17 protein-coding genes are annotated in these 16,817 nt (G+C 70.7%); 7 read left to right on the top strand and 10 right to left on the bottom strand.

The annotated features are described in order from the left end of the window. Positions 1-60: 60 nt before the first annotated feature. Genes DSM104329_RS15485 through DSM104329_RS15460 form a run of 6 tightly spaced genes read right to left on the bottom strand, consistent with a single transcriptional unit; the run spans position 61 to position 6,619 of the window. Entirely contained in the window at positions 61-1,743 is a 1,683-nt protein-coding gene (locus tag DSM104329_RS15485) for a CocE/NonD family hydrolase (protein ID WP_259310746.1), read from the bottom strand. After that, on the bottom strand, positions 1,740-2,672 hold the full coding sequence (locus DSM104329_RS15480) for an MBL fold metallo-hydrolase (protein WP_259310745.1): 933 nt from the start codon (positions 2,670-2,672) through the stop codon (positions 1,740-1,742). Before DSM104329_RS15480 ends, DSM104329_RS15485 begins: the two co-directional genes overlap by 4 nt. After that, positions 2,669-3,559, bottom strand: coding sequence for an alpha/beta hydrolase (locus tag DSM104329_RS15475; RefSeq protein ID WP_259310744.1), 891 nt, complete (start codon positions 3,557-3,559; stop codon positions 2,669-2,671). The genes DSM104329_RS15480 and DSM104329_RS15475 overlap by 4 nt, the downstream gene beginning before the upstream one ends. A gap of 4 nt (positions 3,560-3,563) precedes the next feature. Beyond that, complete coding sequence (locus DSM104329_RS15470; protein WP_259310743.1) at positions 3,564-4,670, bottom strand: FAD-dependent oxidoreductase; 1,107 nt, start codon at positions 4,668-4,670, stop codon at positions 3,564-3,566. A gap of 12 nt (positions 4,671-4,682) precedes the next feature. Beyond that, positions 4,683-5,636, bottom strand: a complete 954-nt coding sequence (locus DSM104329_RS15465; RefSeq protein WP_259310742.1) for a phosphotriesterase family protein — start codon at positions 5,634-5,636, stop codon at positions 4,683-4,685. Between the two features lie 11 nt (positions 5,637-5,647). After that, positions 5,648-6,619, bottom strand: a complete 972-nt coding sequence (locus DSM104329_RS15460; RefSeq protein WP_259310741.1) for a phosphotriesterase family protein — start codon at positions 6,617-6,619, stop codon at positions 5,648-5,650. A 67-nt stretch (positions 6,620-6,686) separates the two neighbouring features. On the opposite strand from DSM104329_RS15460, the gene DSM104329_RS15455 reads away from it, so the two are divergent. After that, positions 6,687-7,301 (top strand): TetR/AcrR family transcriptional regulator, encoded by a 615-nt coding sequence (locus DSM104329_RS15455; RefSeq protein ID WP_259310740.1) that lies wholly within the window; start codon positions 6,687-6,689, stop codon positions 7,299-7,301. Here DSM104329_RS15455 and DSM104329_RS15450 read toward each other — a convergent pair. The 4 genes from DSM104329_RS15450 to DSM104329_RS15435 all read right to left on the bottom strand — a co-directional run bounded on the left by DSM104329_RS15450 (position 7,276) and on the right by DSM104329_RS15435 (position 10,297). Next, entirely contained in the window at positions 7,276-8,436 is a 1,161-nt protein-coding gene (locus DSM104329_RS15450; protein ID WP_259310739.1) for an NAD(P)/FAD-dependent oxidoreductase, read from the bottom strand. The two genes, DSM104329_RS15455 and DSM104329_RS15450, sit on opposite strands and share 26 nt — an antisense overlap. Beyond that, positions 8,433-8,621 (bottom strand): ferredoxin, encoded by a 189-nt coding sequence (locus DSM104329_RS15445; RefSeq protein ID WP_259310738.1) that lies wholly within the window; start codon positions 8,619-8,621, stop codon positions 8,433-8,435. Before DSM104329_RS15445 ends, DSM104329_RS15450 begins: the two co-directional genes overlap by 4 nt. Beyond that, positions 8,618-9,802, bottom strand: a complete 1,185-nt coding sequence (locus DSM104329_RS15440; protein WP_259310737.1) for a cytochrome P450 — start codon at positions 9,800-9,802, stop codon at positions 8,618-8,620. The genes DSM104329_RS15445 and DSM104329_RS15440 overlap by 4 nt, the downstream gene beginning before the upstream one ends. 201 nt (positions 9,803-10,003) lie before the next feature. Then, positions 10,004-10,297, bottom strand: coding sequence for a hypothetical protein (locus DSM104329_RS15435; protein ID WP_259310736.1), 294 nt, complete (start codon positions 10,295-10,297; stop codon positions 10,004-10,006). Here DSM104329_RS15435 and DSM104329_RS15430 point away from each other — a divergent pair. The 6 genes from DSM104329_RS15430 (at position 10,206) to DSM104329_RS15410 (ending at position 16,761) form a co-directional block, all read left to right on the top strand. Further along, the gene (locus tag DSM104329_RS15430) at positions 10,206-11,375 is read left to right on the top strand and encodes an ABC transporter substrate-binding protein (RefSeq protein WP_326924438.1); all 1,170 of its coding nucleotides are present in this window, start codon (positions 10,206-10,208) and stop codon (positions 11,373-11,375) included. The two genes, DSM104329_RS15435 and DSM104329_RS15430, sit on opposite strands and share 92 nt — an antisense overlap. Positions 11,376-11,706: 331 nt before the next feature. Further along, complete coding sequence (locus tag DSM104329_RS29135) at positions 11,707-12,681, top strand: alpha-hydroxy acid oxidase (RefSeq protein ID WP_407655923.1); 975 nt, start codon at positions 11,707-11,709, stop codon at positions 12,679-12,681. A gap of 70 nt (positions 12,682-12,751) precedes the next feature. Next, entirely contained in the window at positions 12,752-13,249 is a 498-nt protein-coding gene (locus DSM104329_RS29130; protein WP_407655922.1) for an FAD-dependent oxidoreductase, read from the top strand. 137 nt (positions 13,250-13,386) lie between these two features. After that, complete coding sequence (gene miaB / locus DSM104329_RS15420) at positions 13,387-14,745, top strand: tRNA (N6-isopentenyl adenosine(37)-C2)-methylthiotransferase MiaB (RefSeq protein ID WP_259310733.1); 1,359 nt, start codon at positions 13,387-13,389, stop codon at positions 14,743-14,745. Between the two features lie 3 nt (positions 14,746-14,748). Next, positions 14,749-15,165 carry a flavodoxin domain-containing protein gene (locus DSM104329_RS15415; RefSeq protein ID WP_259316221.1) on the top strand — a complete coding sequence of 139 codons (417 nt, stop codon included), beginning with the start codon at positions 14,749-14,751 and terminating at the stop codon, positions 15,163-15,165. A 42-nt stretch (positions 15,166-15,207) separates the two neighbouring features. Continuing rightward, entirely contained in the window at positions 15,208-16,761 is a 1,554-nt protein-coding gene (locus tag DSM104329_RS15410) for a hypothetical protein (RefSeq protein ID WP_259310732.1), read from the top strand. Positions 16,762-16,817 lie beyond the last annotated feature (56 nt).

Genomic DNA, 16,817 nt, shown 5'->3' with positions numbered 1-16,817 from the left:
AGCTCCCTGCCCCGGAGGCGGTCGCTGTCGTTGGTTGAGCGCTCGGCCGGGGCGTCACGGTCAGTCGGTCGTGAAGGGCAGCACGAGCCGCGAATGGTGCGTCGCATCGCGGTAGATCTTGTGGCCCGTCGCGCGCCCGGACGGCAGGTGCATCGCCTCGGGGGGCAGCAGCGAGTTGTGGGCGTCGACCAGCGGCTCGTTGCACGACAACTCGACCACGAGGCGATGGTCCGGTCGGAAGGCGTTGGCGAACGGATACAGCCGGACCACGTACTCCTCGACGCGCCCGGGCTCGACCGGCACGGCACGGGTGTGCGGGTGGTAGGGGTTGCCCTCCGTGGTGCGGTCGTCGAGCTCGCGATGCGATGCCTTGAGGTAGCCGGTCGTGACGAGCTGACGACCGCCGCCCGGAGCCTCGTCCCACAGACGCAGGATGAGATTCGTGTCGTCGGTGTCGATCTCCACGAAGAGATGGGCGGCGCCGGTGCCGACCATCTGCGTCGTCGCCTCGAACGGCTCGGTGGACCACGTCAGCATCTCCACCTTGTCCGTCACGGTCAGGGGCGCCTGGTAGAAGCCGTCCGGGGCGGCCCACTCGGTGTCCAGCGGTTCGGGCGTCGCCGACAGCTTGCGCCGGGGACGCAGGTACAGCGGCCGATGCTCGACCCCCTGGGGCGGCCAGTCGTCGACGGTCACCCGCTCGCGCGTGCCCTCGACGAAGATGCTGACGGCCGGCTCGTCCATCACGCCGTTCTCGACGCCCTTCAGCCAGTGGTCGTACCAGCGGAACATGTCGCCGTGGACCTCGTGAAACGGGCGCTCCTGCATCGGCGGGTAGGGCAGCAGGTCGAGCTTCTTCGGGCCCTTGAGCGTCTTGAAGAGCTCGATGCTGCCGTCGACCGTCCAGCCGCGACCCCAGTTGATCTGCACATAGACGGGGATGTCGATGTTCCGGGCGAGCGTGATGGGGTTGCGCTCCTCGTACCAGTCGCCGTCGAGCTCGTTGAGGACGATGTCGAACCACAGCTCGCGGTTCTTCGGGTACCGCAGGACGTGCTCCAGGGTCGGCCACCGCTTGACGTCGGGGTCGGCGAGCCGTGCCGCCACGCGCTGCGCGACCTCCTCCGCCGAGTACTCCGCGAGCATGCGCGACCTGACGTCCGCGACGGCGATGCCGGAGTCGCCGCCGCGGCCCTCTCGGGCGGCGCGCGGCATGAACCACATGATGCCGCCGTGGTAGGTGGTCTCGTAGAAGTCGTAGTGGCCGCCGCTCACGAAGATCGCCTTCAGATGCGGGGGCCGCTCGGCGGCGGCGAACACCTGCATGGAGGCGAAGTAGGAGACCCCGACCATGCCGACGTTGCCGTCGCACCACGGCTGCTGCGCGACCCATTCGATGAGGTCGTAGGCGTCCTGGCCGAGCGGGACGCCGCCGGCGTTGTAGTTGCCGACCATCTCGCCGCCGGACGCGCCGGACCCGCGCAGATCGGCGATCACGTGGGCGTAGTCCTCGGCGACGATGCGCGCGATGTCCCCGGCCTCGAGGCAGCCGTCCCACAGCGGGCTGGGACGCCGCTGCGGCGGGAGCTCGAGCGACTGCGCCTGGAGGTCCTTGCCGTAGGGGCTCATCGCGACGAGCGCAGGCCGCGGCTTGTCCTCGGTTCCCTGGTAGACGTCGACCGCGAGCATGACCCCGTCGCGCATCGCGACCTGTAGGTCCTTGCGAATCGTGATCTCCGTCATGCGCGAGCCGCCTGCCGATAGCCGTGCAGCGTGGTGAAGAACGGCGACGGCTCCAGGCTCGGATCGCGCTCGTAGCCGAGCTCTTCGGCGACCAGCGCGAACGGCGAGTAGACCGAGTCGGTCTCCTGCAGGCCGTCGGCCAGACAGCGCGCTGCAAGCCCGGCGATGCGCGCCTCGATGTCCAGGCTCTCCTGCAGCGCCCGCTGCGCCGCCTCGCGGTCGAGCTCGATGCTGTAGGGCACCCCGTCCCGGCCGACGAACGGGTGGCCCAGGAACATGCGGTTCGGGCGTACGACGTCGCGCAGGTGCTCCAGGCCGGCGCGATAGCCGACCGGGTCCTCGTAGGTCGGAAAGCCGTTGCCGCCGTTGATCTCCACGGCGTCGCCGACGAACACGTCGTTGGAGCCGTCGACGACGTACGCGACCGCTCCCGCCGTGTGACCCGGCACATGGTGGACCGAGACCGACACCTCCCCGCCGAGGGAGAGCGTCTCGCCTCCCGTCAGGACCACGGATGGCTCCATCTCTCCCGATATCACCGCCTCGGTGGCCCGCGTCAGCTGCGCGACGCCGTTCGGATCCCGCAGATAGCGCTGACGGCCGCCGACGTACTCGTCGACATGCGCCCGGCGCGAACGCAGGAACGGCGCATCGGCCTCGTGGATCACGACCTGCGCGCGGCGACCCGTGAGCTCCCAGAGCGCATGGGCGCCGCCGACATGGTCGATGTGGCCGTGCGTCAGCAGGATCCAGCGGACGTCCTCGACCCGGTGCCCGAGCTCCTCGAGCCGAGGAGCGATCACCTCGGCCGGCGTCGAGGCGATCCCGGTGTCGACGATGGCCGGCTCGGGCGCGGCGATGAAGTAGCTGCCCAGCGTGAAGTCGCCCCACCGCGCGGGCAGCGGATGGATGCTCGCCGGCTGCGTCATGGTGTGCTCGTCCGATCGAGGAAGTCGCGCGTCTCCTCGAAGACCCGGTGGAACTCGGGGATCCAGGAGAAGTGCTCGACGAAGCCGTGGCCGGCGCCGGCGTACCGGCTGAGCACGACATCCACGCCGGCCTCGCTCAGCCGTCGCGCGTACAGCTCCCCCTCGTCGCGCATGGGGTCATATTCGGCGGTCACGACGAGGGCGCGCGGCAGCCCGGTCAGGTCTGCGCGCTTGATGGGGGAGACGAGCGGATCCGCCGGGTCCGCGCCGCTGTCGACGTAGAAGGCGTTGAAGGGCTTCAGCCCCACGGTCTCCAGCCCGTAGCCGACGGCGTTCTCGCGCAGGGAGGCGTAGCGGTCCGGGTCGAAGTCCAGGTCGAGTGAGGGGTAGTAGAGGATCTGATCGGTGATGGCGTCGAGGTCGTCGTCGTGCGCCATCGCGGCGACGGCGGCGACGAAGTTCGCGCCCGAGCTGTCGCCGGCGATCGCCATCGTCCTGCCGTGCTCGGCCATCCACCGGACCACGGCGTAGCAGTCGTCGAGACCCGCCGGGTATGGCGCCTCCGGCGCCAGGCGATAGCCGACGGAGACCACCGTGGCCCCGGTCGCCTCGGCCAGCGATCGAGCGACATGGTCGTGGGTGTCGAGGCTGCCGAGGAAGAACGCGCCGCCGTGGATGTACACGAGCCAGCCGTCGGCGCCGGTCGGCGTGTAGATCCGCACCGGCACGTCACCCGCGGTCGCGTCCTGCACCGCGGCCAGCGGGAGGCGCTCGTCGAGGGGCGGCACGTGTGCCTCCTGGTCGGCGCGCATCGCCACCGGGTCAAGCTCGTCGGGCGGTGCGGGCATCGTGACGACGACCCGGGCGACTTCAGGGTGCAGGGGCATGGCGCTACTCCGCACCCTTCTGGCCGGGGAACGCCGTCTCGACGGCTCCGGCGTCCCAGCCCAGCCGGGAGATGCGCTGCAGCTCGTCGGTCACCGGCTTGCGGACCGCCTGGTACTCGACCAGCGCCGCCTTGACCGAGTCCGCCTTGACCAGGGCGTCAGCCAGGGCGCCGGCGTCGGTGATGGCCGAGTTCGCGCCCTGGCCCTGATGGTGGAGCATCGCGTGCGCCGCATCGCCGAGCAGGGCGACGCAGTCCGTGTGCCAGGTGTCGATCGGGTCGATGTCGTACACCGCCCGGCTCGTGACCAGGTCCATGTCCAGGTCACGCGTGATGCTCTGCAGCCGCTCGTCGAAGCCCTCGACCAGCCGCATGAGGTCGGCCTTGGTGATCTCGGGGGACCAGGATGCATCGGCGGAGGGTGCCGTGATGTCGAAGGACACCTGGTTGCGGTGGCGCAGGGGCAGGAAGTAGATCGTCGTGCCGTTGTCGCCGATGTAGAGGCGTAGGTTGTCGTCGATCGTCATACCGTAGGTGTCGTCGGCGGAGATCACCGCCCGGTAGGCGTGGGATTCCGAGAACACGGGGGGAACGTCGGAGAACAGCTGCTGGCGCACGAGCGAGCGGATGCCGTCCGCCCCGATCACGAGATCCGCGGTCACCGACGCCCCATCGGCGAAGACCACCGTCGCGCGCTCCGTGCCGTCCTCGATGCCGGTCACCCGCCGGCCGATGTGCAGCATGCCCGCGGGCAGGACGTCGAGGAACGCGTTGATGAAGTCGTCGCGGTGGACGAAGCGGGTCTTGGTCTCGTGCTCGGAGGCAGGCCATTCCTCGCGGTGGAGGACGTGGCCGGTGGCGGTGAGGATCTCGAAGGAGTCGCTGGGCGAGGTCACCGCGGCGATCGCCTCGTAGATGCCCCACTTGCGGAACAGCTCCACCGTCGCCGGACGCAGGCCGATGCCGGCGCCGACCTCGCGAACCGCGGCCGCCCGTTCGTACACGTGGACGTCGCCCACGCCGATGTTGCGCAGCGCCGCGGCGGCGGCGGCGCCGCCGTACCCGCCGCCCACGACGGCGACCTTCAGGTCCTTCAGGTCTGAGGGGTGCATGGTTCCTTGCCCTTAGCTCTGGATCGTGAGGAAGCTGGCCGGGTTGTCGACGAACAGCGTGGTGATCGTCGCCTCGTCGATCCCGGCCTCTCGCAGGTCGGGGATGAGCTCCTCGAAGAGGTAGTTCACGGTGTGCCCCTTGACGCCCGGCCACCCCAGCGGGCTGCAGTTGGCGTCGGCCGAGGCCAGCACCCGATCGAGATAGCCACCGCGGATGAAGCGCAGGAGGTGATCGAGCCGCTCCTTGCGCGGGCGCCCCCAGAACGGCGGGTCGGGCAGCTCGAGGTCGTAGCCGAAGGTGTCGAAGCCGATCCGGCCGCCCTGGTCGGCGATCTCGGTGTCACGCACCTTCCCCTGGCTCACGCCATCGTCGGCGTGCCCGAAGAGGACCCGGTCGAGCGAGAGGCCCTCCTCGCGGAAGATGTCGATCGCCGGCTCCGAGTCGACGGCGAGGTGCGTGAAGATGGGCACGCCCGTGGTGACCGCGGCGCGGGCGGCGGCCCGGTAGATGCGCTTGTCGAGGTCCGTCATGCGAAAGCCGCGACTGACGCCCACCTTGATGATGCCCGCCTTGCTGCCGGTGTCGCCGATGCCGACGGTGATCTCGTGGACGAACTGCCGGGTCAGGTACTCGACGCTCGCCCGGGCGAAGAACGCAAGCGCGGTGTCGCCGCCGACGAACCCGGTGCAGGCGACGATGTGCACACCGGTCCTGGCCGCCAGCGACTTGTAGTAGTCGACGTCGCGGCCGTTGCAGATGCCGGTGGCATCGACGAAGGTCCCGCCCCCGTACTCGTGGAACCGGCGCAGCTTCGGGACGGTCTCCTCGTAGCGCTCCTCCGGCGTCTTCCACCACTTCGTGTCCAGCTCGCAGCCGGGCATGCCGTACCCGATGTGCTCGTGGACCGCCACGAACCCGAGCTCCTCGGTCGGGATGGGCCCCAGGACGGTGTTCACTCTCGACACGACATGCCCCTTCAGGAGACCGTGGACAGCAGCTCGCGCGGGTTGTCCACCAGGAGGCGCCGGACATCCGCGTCGCCGAGCCCGTGCGACATCAGGAGCGGCACGAAGCCGGACAGGACATGGCTGTAGGGCAGTGCGTCGTCCGGTTGGCCCTTGGCCGCGCCGATCGCGCTGCTAGAAAGCAGGATGCGGTCCGCGTGGCCTGCGTCGACCAGCTCAGCCACGAGCGCGGCCCGGTCGCGGTCGGTCAGGTAGGCGCCGTCGTCGTCGCGGCCGACGTGGTCGAGCGCGACGAACGCGCCCCGGCGCGCCACGTCGAGCGGGGCTCCGCTGCCTGCGGCGTCCGTGCGGTCCAGGCCGCCGACGACGACCCGGCCGGCAGGCAGGCGCTCGCCCAGGACGATGTCGAGCTCGCGCACCGCATCGGCCCCGTAGCGGATGGAGACCGGAACCCCGGTGGCGAGGGCCGCCTGGGCGGCGCCCCGGAACAGGCTCTCCTCGGTGGCCGTCATGCCCGCTCGGTCGGCGGCCGTGGCGACGAGCCCGGCCCCGCCGCGCCGCTCGACCCGCGGGACCACCATGCCCTCGGTGACCTCCCTGGCGAAGAGGTCGGCGAACATCTCCGCCGACCAGGGGGTCGGCGGATTCGTCTGCGGCGTGAGGAAGTACCCGCCGAGCATCTCCTCCGGGCCCATGCCCGTCGACGCGACGATGTGCACGCCCGTCGAGCGCGAGAGGGCCTCGTACAGCCGGACGTCACGGCCGTGGAACATGCCCGTGCTGTCCACGATCGTCCCGCCGCCGTGGCGGCGGAACTCGTCCAGCTTGCCGGCGAGACGCTCGAAGATAGCGGCGCGATCGATGGTGACGTCGTATGCGTGCTCCGCTCCGGGGATGACCGAGAGCAGCGCCTCGTGGACCGCGACGACCCCGAGCTCGTCGGCCGCAACGGGACCGAGAACGGTGTTGACCCTCTTGTTCACGGTCTCGAAGATACGCAAACGCTTTACACGCTGTCAAGAAAACGCGTCGTTCGTTAAGGTGCCCCGCATGACCGGCCTCCGCGCACTGCGCAAGGAGCGGACGCGGAAGCAGATCCTCGAGACGGCACTCGCGCTGTTCCAGCAGAAGGGCTATGTGGCGACCACCGTCGAGGAGATCGCCGCCCGGGCCGGGACGACGCGGGTGACGTTCTACGCGCGCTTCCCCGGCAAGCGCGACGTCATGGTGGCGCTCATCGACGAGCTCAACGAGCTCCTCGACCGCCACACCTCGGAGGCGCACGGCTCGACCGCGTCGAAGCTGGTCGAGGCGGTGCAGATCGGGACCGCCGCCGCGCTGAAGCCCTGGCTCGCGACGCAGGCCTCGAGGTGGCCGCAGATCAAGCCGTACATCCTCGTCAGCACCCAGGCCGCCGCCGTCGATCCGGAGATCCGCCAGCTCTACGAGGGGTGGTTCGAGGAGGTCATCGGCGACATGGTCGACGGCATGAACCTCGCCGACCGCCACGCTCCCGAGACACGCCACTTCCGCGGCTTTCTCGCGATGGAGACCCTCGACCGGACGGCGCTGCACTGGATGCGCGACCCGTGGGACCTCGACAGCGGGCCGGAGCTCGATCTCCTCACCGAGACGTGGGTCACGCTGCTCGGCGAGCGCCGGTAGCCGCGTCCTCCGTGATCCGCCGCAACCGCGGGATCGGGATCCGGTAGTTCAGCGCGGCCGCGGCGCCGCGGCCGTCCTCGTGGGTCCAGCGCATCAGCGCGGGGCCTCCGGGCCCGCCGTCGACATAGACGGGCGGGCCGTTCAGCGGCAGGAACCCGACGGCCTTGAGGCTCAGCCCGAACTGCTCGGTCCAGAAGTACGGCTGGAACTGCAGCGGCGGCGCCGCCTCGCCGTGGACGAGCGCCGCGGCCGCCACCTTGCTGTGCGCGATCGCGGTGCTCCACAGCGGGATCCGCCGCATGCCGTACGGCGTCGGGAAGACGGCGAGGTCTCCGACGGCCGCGACGTCCGGTCGTGCGAGCCCGCGGGCGTCGACGCGGACGACGCCGTCGGTGACGAGGCTCGTGCCGGCCAGCCACTCCGTGTTCGGGACGTCGCCGACGGCAGAGACGACGAGCTCCGCCTCCAGGACGATGTCCTCCTCGAGGACGACCCTCGTCGCGCCGCCGTGCTCCTCCAGGCGCGCCGACTCGGTCTGCACGAGGGCGACGCCCCGACCCTGCGCGGCCTCGGCGAAGACCCTGGCGAGGTGCGGGCCCAGCTGCATCTCGAGTGGCATGCCCTGAGAGACGACCGTCACCTGGCAGCGGGCGGCCACGCAGCCCGACGCGACCTCCATGCCGAGCGGTCCGCCTCCGACGACGACGACCGACGGCCGTGCGGCGAGGCGCTCGCGCAGGGCGAGCGCGTCGTCGAGCCCACGCAGGGTGAGCTCGCCGGCCAGGTCGGACAGGCGACGCGCGCGCGAGCCCGTGGCCACCACGAGCCGGTCGTAGGGCAGCTCGGTGCCATCGTCGAGGGCCACGCGCCGGCGCTCGGCGTCGAGCCCGCAGGCACGACGACCGGCGATCTCGAGCGCGCCGTGCGTCGGTGCGGGCAGCTGATGGGACGTCAGGTCGGCGCAGTCGCTGAGCAGTGCCTTCGACAGAGCCGGGCGGCTGCAGGCCGGATGGCGCTCGTCGCCGATGATCGTCAGCTCGCCGTCGAACCCCGCGCCGCGCAGCGAGTCCGCGGCCGTCAGGCCGGCGATCCCGTTGCCGACGACGACGATCCGCCTGATCGCGGCGGCGCTCATTCGATCCGCAGTGCCGCCACCGGGCATACCCGCACGGCGGCGTTCGCGGCGGCCAGCTCGGCCTCGGTGATCTCCTCGCGGTCGATCACCAGCTCGCCATCGTCGTCGAGGTGCATCAGGTCCGGGGCGGCCTCCTCGCACAGGCCGTGACCCTCACAGCGGGCTCGATCGAGGACGATCTTCATGCTCGCACCACTTCCAGGACGGGGAGCTCGTGGATGCTCCGGGTGATGTTGCTCGGAACGCGCGCCTCGTCGCCGACCACGAGCCGCTCGGCGTGCCGGGCCAGCGCCGCGATCACGGCGTGCCCCTCCATGCGGGCGAGTCCCTGGCCCGCGCAGCCGTGGACCCCGTAGCCGAACGTGAGGTGGTCGACAGGGTTGCGCTCGACCAGGAAGTCGTCCGGGTTCTCGTAGTGGCGCGGGTCGTGGTTGCCCGCGCCGAAGAGGATGGCGATCTGCGCGCCGGCGGGAACGACGACGCCGTCGACCTCGACGTCCTTCGTCGCGCGACGGCCCCAGGCGTGGATCGGCGGCCAGAAGCGGAGCACCTCGTTGAACGCGGCCGGCACGAGCGCAGGGTCCTGGCGGACGAGCGCCAGCTGGTCGGGATGCTTCCCGAGGAGCGCGACGACGTTGCCGATCACCGCGACCGTCGTGTCGACGCCCGCGCCGAGGTACTGGTGGATGATGTGGCCCGCCGTGTCCGGCGGGATGTCGCCCCGCGCCTCGGCGTCGAAGATGCCGCGTCCCACCGAGCCGGGCGCGAGGTCGTCGGCGGTCACGGTCGAGCACCAGCCGTAGAGCTCGCCGGCGATGGGGAAGTTCTCGGCGGTGCGGGCGTTCATCGGGCCGATGACCTCCATCGCGGCCTGGCCCCAGCGCAGCATGTTGTCGCGGACCTGGCCGGTGAAGCCGATGAGGTCGGCGACGACCTCGAGCGGGAACGCCCGGGCGAGGGCGTCGATCGCCTCGAAGGAGCGCCGCTCGACGAGCCCGGCCACGAGGGCGTCGGCCTTCGCGTCGATCGTGTCCTTCAGGCCGCGCAGGGCGCGCGGGGTCAGGTTCTCGGTCAGGACGGCTCGCAGCTGGGTGTGGACCGGTGGATCGGACGCGAGCGACGTTCCGGTGAGCGCCTCGTTGACCATCGGGTTGAACCCGATCGAGGCTGACGAGAACGTCTCCCAGTCCGCGAGCGCACCGCGGATCACGTCGTAGCGCGTCAGCGCGTACACGTCGTTGGCCGGCAGGTGGACGGCGCCGGCGAGCTCTCGCAGCTCCGCGTACGCGGGATACGGATCGACGAGAACCTCGTCGGCGAAGAGATCCAGGTCATGCGTGGGTGGGGCGCTGGTGACGGGTGGCATCGGGCGACTCTCTCCTCCTCGAAGTTGTGGCGACCGTCGGCGCTTAGCTTGACAGCGTGTACAGATTTTGTCTACGGTCCTCACCGTGAGCGCAGCCGGCGGCCGTGAGTCGGCCGTCCGGGCGTGATCGCCCAGCGCAGCGGATCACACGCGCGCCGGCGCACAAGGCAGACGAGGAGGAGCGATGAGGAGAGATCCCGGTCAGGTCTGGGTCCGGTGGGCGGTGACGGCGATGGCGCTGCTTGCGGCGAGCGCGGCGCTCGCGGCGTGCGGCGGCAGCGACAACCAGTCCGGCACCACCGCCGCGACGTCGGCGAGCACCGCCGCGTCCACGACGGCCAGCACGGGTGCGTCGACCACGGCCAGCACGGGTGCGTCGACCACAGCCAGCACGGGCGGCGAGTTGAAGTGCGGTCTTGGCAACGGCCAGAAGGCCACGGGGGAGCCGATCAAGATCGGCTCCATCGTCACCAAGCAGCCCGGCACGGACTTCACCGATGCATCCAACATGGCGCAGGCGTTCTACGACTGCGTCAACTCCAACGGCGGCATCAAGGGTCGCCCGATCCAGTACATCGTCGAGGAGGAGCAGAGCGATCCGGGGCAGATCGCCGGCCTGGCGAGAAAGCTCGTCACGAGCGACAAGGTGTTGGGGATGCTCGGCAGCTTCTCGCTGCTCGACTGTGCCGTGAACCACGCGTTCTACGAGGCCAACGACCTCTATACGACCAACGTCGGCGTCGCCCCTGAGTGCTTCTCGACGCCCAACTCCGCCTCGATCAACCTCGGGCCGCGCTACAGCCTGGACGGCGGCGCGCAGGCGCTGATCAAGCAGGGCGTCAAGAAGCTCGTGTTCGCGACCGCAGGCACGCCGGGCGCCGAGTGGTATGCGGAGGGGGTCAAGTCCGTGGCCGACGCCGCCGGGGTCCCCATGGTGTTCGCGAAGGAGAACGTGCCGATCCAGGACGCCAACTCGATCGCCCTGACGCTCGTGCAGCAGGCGGGCGCTGACGGCGGCGTGCTGCTCGGCTTCACGCCGCCCGAGGCGCTGAAGATCATGCAGGCCGCGCAGCAGCAGGGGCTGGCCGGCCGCGTGAAGTGGGGCTGCTCGTCGACGTGCAGCACCGACTTCCTGGCGCAGGCGCTGGGGCCGGAGTGGGAGGGCAAGCTGCTGGTCAACGCCGAGGTCAACACCGTCGACTCGACGGGCCCGGACAACCAGCTCTACCTCAAGGTGCACGATCAGTACGCCCCGAAGGTGCCCGTGGGGTCGTTCGGTCAGATGGGCTTCGTGCTGGCCAAGCTCACCGTCGACCGGCTGCTCTCGATCGACGGTCCTATCGACAAGGAGAGCGTCAACAAGGCGATGCTCGACACGAAGGGCTACAAGTCGGACCTGGTGTGCAAGCCGTGGTACTACGGCAAGGCGCCCGTGCACATCCCCAACAACACAGGGCGCACGCTGACGCCGAAGGCCGGCAAGCTGGTCGTCCAGGACGAGTGCGCCGACGTCACGGCAGACGATCCGCAGATCGCCAAGGTGCGCAAGATCGAGCAGGAGCAGGGGCTCTAGGAGTCTGTCGATCTTCTCTCGCGCGGCGGGGGAAGTTCGACAGGCTCCTCGCCGACGGGCCCAGCAGGCTGGACGTCCAGCCCTTCATCGTCATCGGCCTGGCGCTCGGCGGGGGGGTCTCCCCGCCGAGCGTCGGATCGGTGGTCGTGTGGCGGGCCGCTGGCAAACCGTTGGCTCCCGCCACGCCCGCGCCGGTCTCACTGGCTGGGACGCTGCGCTGTACCGGCGGCACGGGGCGCCTCTACGTTTGCCGCGATGAGCGGCACCATGGGTTGCTTGGCGGGGTTCGCGTGACGGTGCGCGAGTTCGTAGCGCTGATCAGACGGCCCGCATTCGACACGGACGGAGACCGGCGGCGGCTCGCTCGCTGTCACAGCATCGGAGGTCTGCGTGCGGAGGCTCGGCGGTTCCTCCCTCGCGCCGTCTTCGACTTCGTCGAGGGTGGCGCGAGGACGAGGTGACGGTGCGCCGCAACCGCGCCGCCCTTGAGGAGCTCGAGCTCGTGCCGAGGGTCATGCGCGACGTGTCGGAGATCGATCTTCGCACCGAGATACTCGGCTGCGACTCGGCCCTGCCGATCGCCCTTGCCCCCACGGGCTTGACGCGGGCGATCCGTGATGGCGGAGAACGAGACGTCGCCCGGGCCGCGTCGGCTGCGGGGGTGCCCTACGCCGTTTCCACCATGTCGAGTACGCCGCTCGAGGACGTCGCGGCGGCGTCACAGGGACCGCTGTGGTTTCAGCTGTACATGCTGCGCGACCGGGGCCTGTCACGCGAGATCGTTACACGCGCGCGGGATGCGGGATACCGGGCGCTGCTGGTCGGCGCCGACGCCCCGACAGTTGGCGGCCGCGAGCGGGACACCCGCAACGGCTTCACCATGCCGCCGGCGATCGGGGCCCGGACGATCATCGACGGGCTGCGGCATCCCGCATGGACGTCACAGTTCCTGGGAGGGCGGCTGCCGGCATTCGCGCACATTCCCGAGCCGATGCCGCGTAGGACGATCGAACGGTCCAGTTCGCTCGTGGATCCGTCGCTCCGGGGGGATCCGCGTGGAGGTCGGAGGCGTTCCCGCCCGCGGAGGTGCGCGTCCCCGCCGAACCCGAGTTGGCGCTGCTCGCCAACCCTTGGGGGGCACAGGGCGCCGGCTGATCCAGCGGTCGGCTCAGGACCGCGTCGCCGACCCATCGGCCGCCGGTACCCAGCCGCGCGGGCTGTCCGGGTCGCGCAGCACCGGACCCGAGGCGCGTCGCCGGCGGAGACGGGCACAGAAGCGGCCCCGCACGCTCCCATCACGGCGTAGAACCAGTCTTCGACGTCACTCGCTTGCTGGTCGATCGTGATGTAGACGCGCTTGGCAATTTCGGCGCCGTCTGGACCGGCCGATTCGTGGAGGGCAGCGCGGCGATCGTCAACCCTGGTGGCGGGAGGACGGCCTCGCCGGCGTCGCCTCCGGGCTCGCCTCGATCCCACTGGTCCTGGACCTGTCGCCGACCGAGGGAGACGAAGGCATCCTGTGCGCGCTGTTCTTCGGCAGCGGGCCCGCGCTCGCCCGGTACGGCGGCGACCCGTCCAGCGACGAGGCGACCCGCGCGCTGACGCTCGAAGCGCTCGAGACGTACTTCGAGCCCAAGGCGCGGGCGCCGAAGGAGTTCTACGTCCGCAACTGGGAGGACGACCCCTGGTCGAGAGGCTGCGGCAGCCAGGTCCCGACCTGCACGCTGAGCAGCGTCGGCGCGACCCTGCGCCGCCCCATCGGCCGGATCGTGTTCGCCGGCGCGGAGACCGGCACGACGGACTTCATGGAAGGAGCCGTCACCTCCGGCCAGCGCGCCGCTCGCCGAAGGACACGAGCTGCTCGCCGGCCTTGACCACGGACGCGCCGGCGACGAGCTCGACCCGGCGGACGATCGTTCGCGATGAGCTCGTGCCAGCGTCGGATCTTCTCCGGGTGCGACGGGGAGTCGGCGTCAAGCACCTGCTGGACGTCCCCCGTGGAGTGATTCCGATGGCTCTACGCTTCGTGTTCGACATGGCCGTGCCCGCAACGCAGAAGCGCTTTCACGTCACCACGTTCGGCTGCCAGATGAACGAGCACGACTCCGAGCGCATGAAGGGCATGCTCGAGTCGCTCGGGTACGCCGAGGTCGGGGAGGCGGCGGACGCCGATCTCATCCTGTTCAACACCTGCTCGATCCGCGAGAAGGCCGACGAGCGCTTCATCAGCCACCTGCACCAGGCCAAGGCGCTGAAGCGGGGGCAGCGGGAGCGCATCATCGGCGTCGGGGGCTGCTGGGCGCAGTCGGTCAAGGAGGACGTCTTCCGCCAGTTCCCGTTCGTCGACGTCGCGTTCGGGCCGGGGCAGGTGCATCGGCTGGCTGAGTTCCTGACGAGCGAGTCGCTGTCCGCCCAGGGATACTTCGAGTTCGAGGGCTTCACCGGCCACCTGCCGATGAAACGCGCGCGGGAGTTCCAGGCGTGGATGCAGATCTCGGTCGGCTGCAACTGCAACTGCTCGTACTGCATCGTCCCCTCGACCCGCGGGCGCGAGGTGTCGCGACCGCTCGGCGAGCTGGTCGACGAGGCGCGCGCGGTCGTCGCCGACGGCGTCCGGGAGATCACGCTGCTCGGCCAGAACGTCAACTCGTACGGACGCGATCTGCGACCGAGGGTCGATTTCAGTGCGCTGCTGCGCGAGCTCGACGCGATCGACGGGCTCGACCGCATCCGCTACACGAGCCCGCACCCGAAGGACATGCGCGAGGATGTCGTCCTCGCCCACGCCGAGCTACCGAGCGTCTGCCAGCACATCCACCTGCCGCTGCAGGCCGGATCGTCGGCGATCCTCAAGGCGATGCGCCGGACGTACACGCGCGAGCGGTACCTCGATCGCGTCGAGATGATCCGCCGCCACGTGCCCGACGTCGCGCTGACGACCGACGTCATCGTCGGCTTCCCCGGCGAGACCGAGGCCGACTTCGAACAGACCCTCGAAGTCGTCGAGGAGGTCGGCTACGACGGCGCGTTCACGTTCATCTTCTCGCCGCGGCGCGGCACGCTCGCGGGCGAGATGGCCGACGACGTGGCGCACGAGGTGAAGGCCGCGCGGATGGAGCGGCTCGTCGAGGTGGTGCAGCGGCGCGCCCGCGAGCGCGCCCAGCGCTTCGTCGGCCGCACGCTCGACGTGCTCGTCGAGGGCCCCTCACGGCACGACCCGCGCCGCCTGCGGGGCCGGACCAGCCACAACAAGGTCGTCAACTTCGACGGGCTGGCCGAGCCGGGGGACATCGTGGCGGTCGCCATCACCGGCGCCACGTCGCAGACGCTGGCCGGCGAGATGTCGCTGCTGGCCGCGGCGACGCGTTAGAGGCTGGCGGTCGACGTTCGGGCGGTGGGGGAGGTCGGCGATGTCGGAGGCGCGGCTGCTGTGGTGTTCGGTGCGCCCGTCTACGACGGGCGATGGCCGCCCGAGGCCTCGGAGTTCGTGCGGCGCGAGGCCGCGGCGCTGCGTGGCCGGCCGGTGTGGCTGTTCAGCGTGGGCGCCTTCGGCGACACGAAGCGCATGATCGGGCCGCTCGTCCGTCGCGAGCCGCGGGACATCGCGGAGGTCCGGGCAGCACTGTCGCCGCGCGACTACCGGGTCTTCGCGGGGGTCGTCGAGCGTGACATGTGGCCGCTGGCGTCGCGTGTCTTGTACCACGCGTTCGGCGGCCGGCTCGGGGACCACCGCGACTGGGACGCGATCGACGCGTGGGGCCGGGCGATCGCCCGCGAGCTCACGGACTGAGCCCCGCTTCTCTCCATCCGCCCGCTGTGCGAACATGTGTTCGTGCGCTGGAGCAACCTCACCGTCGAAGCCGACGAGCGGACCCGCCTCCCGGGCTACCGCGACGGCGCGGTCGTCCGCCGCTTCGACGCACCGGAGGCGCTGGACATCCGCTTCCATGAAGTTCACGCGAAGTCGGCGCTGAACCGCGTTCCGGAGGCGTCGGAGGTGCCGTTCCGGTGGACGATCAACCCGTACAGAGGCTGCACCCATGCCTGTGTCTACTGCCTCGCGGGCGACACGCTGGTGCTCATGGCCGATGGTCGGACGCGGCGGATCGACTCGCTGCGGGCCGGCGAGAGGGTCCTGGGGACGGAGATGCGGGGCGGCTCGCGGCGGCTGGTCCCGACCGAAGTACGTGACCGGTGGGCCACGTTGAAGTGGGCGCATCGGCTGCTGCTGGACGACGGGAACGAGCTGGTCGCCAGCGGGGACCACCGGTTCCTGACCGCGGCGGGGTGGAGGTTCGTCACCGGCGAGGACTCCGATGGTGAGGCGCGTCAGCACCTCACCGTGGATGACCAGCTCGTGTCGGCACGGTCGCTCGAACGAGGAGAGGCACACGCTTTGCGTGTCGTCTCCGTCGAGGATCTTGAGATGGAGATGCCGCTCTTCGACATCACGACGGGGACCGGCGACTTCGTCGCCAACGGCGTCGTCAGCCACAACTGCTTCGCCCGGCCGACGCACAAGTACCTCGATCTCGACGCCGGGCGGGACTTCGAGCGCGAGATCGTGGTGAAGGTCAACGTGCCCGAGGTGCTCTGCGCGGAGCTGCGGCGGCCGTCATGGAAGTTCGAGCACATCGCGATGGGGACCAACACCGATCCGTACCAATGGGCCGAGGGGCGCTACCGGCTGATGCGGGGCATCTGGGAGGTGCTGCGCGATGCGCGCAACCCATGCTCGGTGCTGACGAAGTCGCCGCTCGTGTTGCGCGACCTGGACCTCCTGTGCGAGGTCGCGGCGGTGACCGACGTGAGCGCGAACTTCTCCGTGCCGACGCTGGACGAGAAGGCATGGCGGGCGAGCGAGCCGCACACGCCGCACCCGCGGGCGCGGCTGGAGGCCATCGGTGAGCTCAACCGGGCCGGGATCCCGTGCGGGGTGCTGGTCGCGCCGCTGATGCCGGGAATCAACGACTCGCCGGAGCAGGTCGAGCGGATCCTCGATCTGGCGGCGGAGAACGGGGCCACGGGCGTGTCGGGCATCGCGCTGCACCTTCGCGGCGACGTGCGGGGCGTCTTCATGGAGTGGCTGCGCTCCTATCGGCCCGACCTGGTCGGCCGCTACGAGGAGCTCTACGCGCGCGGCGCCTACGCGCCGCGGGCCGAGCGGGAGCGGTTGACCCGGCTCGTACGGCGGGGGCCCGTGTCGCCGCTGCCGTCGCCGACGCGCGACCATCGGGGCGTGCGGCGGCCCGGCGCAGGCGAGGCGCCCGACGGCGCGCGATCGGGGGCAGCGGCGGCCCGCTACGGCGTGCGGTCGGGTGGCGCGGCGCGGGGGGACCCCGGAGGCGGAGGCGCACCGGCGCCGATCCAGGAGGCGCTGTTCTGACCATCCGGGCGGCGCAGCCCTGCCTGTCGCGCGCCTGAGCGCAACCTCCGGCGTCC

Source organism: Capillimicrobium parvum (assembly GCF_021172045.1).
GTDB classification, from domain to species: domain Bacteria; phylum Actinomycetota; class Thermoleophilia; order Solirubrobacterales; family Solirubrobacteraceae; genus Capillimicrobium; species Capillimicrobium parvum.
Note: the sequence above shows the minus strand (reverse complement) of the source record. Positions and strands in the feature narration are given on the sequence as shown.

Excerpts from the sequence above, each read along its gene's own strand:
- DSM104329_RS15485 (WP_259310746.1), bottom strand. The coding sequence starts at position 1,743 with ATGACGGAGATCACGATTCGCAAGGACCTACAGGTCGCGATGCGCGAC.
- DSM104329_RS15480 (WP_259310745.1), bottom strand. The coding sequence starts at position 2,672 with ATGACGCAGCCGGCGAGCATCCATCCGCTGCCCGCGCGGTGGGGCGAC.
- DSM104329_RS15470 (WP_259310743.1), bottom strand. The coding sequence starts at position 4,670 with ATGCACCCCTCAGACCTGAAGGACCTGAAGGTCGCCGTCGTGGGCGGC.
- DSM104329_RS15475 (WP_259310744.1), bottom strand. The coding sequence starts at position 3,559 with ATGCCCCTGCACCCTGAAGTCGCCCGGGTCGTCGTCACGATGCCCGCA.
- DSM104329_RS15455 (WP_259310740.1), top strand. The coding sequence starts at position 6,687 with ATGACCGGCCTCCGCGCACTGCGCAAGGAGCGGACGCGGAAGCAGATC.
- DSM104329_RS15445 (WP_259310738.1), bottom strand. The coding sequence starts at position 8,621 with ATGAAGATCGTCCTCGATCGAGCCCGCTGTGAGGGTCACGGCCTGTGC.
- miaB (WP_259310733.1), top strand. The coding sequence starts at position 13,387 with ATGGCTCTACGCTTCGTGTTCGACATGGCCGTGCCCGCAACGCAGAAG.
- DSM104329_RS15450 (WP_259310739.1), bottom strand. The coding sequence starts at position 8,436 with ATGAGCGCCGCCGCGATCAGGCGGATCGTCGTCGTCGGCAACGGGATC.
- DSM104329_RS15440 (WP_259310737.1), bottom strand. The coding sequence starts at position 9,802 with ATGCCACCCGTCACCAGCGCCCCACCCACGCATGACCTGGATCTCTTC.